Origin of the sequence: Micromonospora sp. NPDC047753 (assembly GCF_040642735.1) — a bacterium.
GTDB lineage: Bacteria > Actinomycetota > Actinomycetes > Mycobacteriales > Micromonosporaceae > Micromonospora.
Genome location: NZ_JBEYSL010000893.1, coordinates 1 through 1,129, shown reverse-complemented (window position 1 = coordinate 1,129; position 1,129 = coordinate 1). Strand labels below are relative to the sequence as shown.

The window sequence follows — 1,129 nt, the reverse complement described above, 5'->3', positions numbered from 1 at the left end:
TGCACACCCCGGGCGCGCCAGTCCCCCCACCCACTCGCCCCCAACCCCCCCGGGGGCGGGCCCCCCCCCCCCCCGCCGCCGGCACCCCACCAGCAACACCGCACCCCGTGGAGGCCGCCGTGTCGCACCCCGCCACCGCACCGCGACACCCCCGACGATCCCGCGGACCGCACGGCGCTCGACGCGTCCGCCGGACGCTCGGCCTGCTCCTGCCGACCCTGCTGCTGGCCGCCTGCACCGGCAGCCCCACAGCCCCCCGCGCGAACACCGCACCCCAGCCCACCGGGCCACTCTGCGCCGCCCTGCCCACCGGCACCGACCCCGGCAACCCGAGCTTCCTCGCCGGGCAACCCGTCGAGGCGGCGCTGCGCTGGATCCCCACCCTCACCACGTTCGAAGCGGCACTGCGCACCAGCGGCGTCCTCACCGACCTACCCGCCGGCGACGGCGTCACCCTCCTGGCACCCTCCGACGACGCCTTCGCCGCCACGTTCTCCGAGGACAACTGGGACGACCTCATGACCCACCACACCGACCAGCTCCGCACCCTGCTGAAAGCCCACCTCATCACCGGAAACCACCCGATCGCCGACCTCACCACCGCCGGCACCGCCACCACCCTCGACGGAGTCACCGTCACCGTCACCCGCACCGGGCCCACCGCCCGCCTCGGCGACCGCCTCGGCGACCGCGCCGACACGGTCTGCGCCGACTACCAGGCCACCAACGCCCGCATCCACATCATCAACGCCGTCCTCGGCCCCCTGCCCGCCACCGCCGACGGCACCGGCCACCGCGCACACTGACCACCCTCACCCCGGCGGCACCAGACCCGCCAGCGCGCGGTTGGTCCGGTTGGCGCGGACCGCGTCACGCTGCTGCCCGGCCGTCACCTCGATGTACGTCTGCGACGACGCCAACGACGCGTGCCCCAACAACCGCATGATCTCCGCCGCGCTCGCACCGTCCTCCGCCAACCGGGTCGCGAAGGTGTGCCGCAGCGCGTGCAGCCGCGCACCCCGCGGCACCCGATCACCGATGTGCCGTTCGGCGGTGTGAAGAACTCCGGGTACGGGCGGGAGCTGTCGGCGCTGGGCATGCGGGAGTTCTGCAACACCAAGACGGTCTG

Annotated in this window: 1 protein-coding gene and 2 pseudogenes; 2 read left to right on the top strand and 1 reads right to left on the bottom strand. The window is 74.6% G+C overall.

From position 1 onward, the window contains the following. The first annotated feature begins 119 nt into the window (after window positions 1–119). On the top strand, window positions 120–806 hold the full coding sequence (locus ABZ749_RS35550; RefSeq protein WP_357235842.1) for a fasciclin domain-containing protein: 687 nt from the start codon (window positions 120–122) through the stop codon (window positions 804–806). A gap of 6 nt (window positions 807–812) precedes the next feature. Here ABZ749_RS35550 and ABZ749_RS35545 read toward each other — a convergent pair. Continuing rightward, window positions 813–1,040, bottom strand: a pseudogene (locus tag ABZ749_RS35545) (site-specific integrase); the annotation flags it as partial. On the opposite strand from ABZ749_RS35545, the pseudogene ABZ749_RS35540 reads away from it, so the two are divergent. Further along, a pseudogene (locus tag ABZ749_RS35540) lies at window positions 1,038–1,129 on the top strand (aldehyde dehydrogenase family protein); the annotation flags it as partial. The pseudogenes ABZ749_RS35545 and ABZ749_RS35540 sit on opposite strands and share 3 nt — an antisense overlap.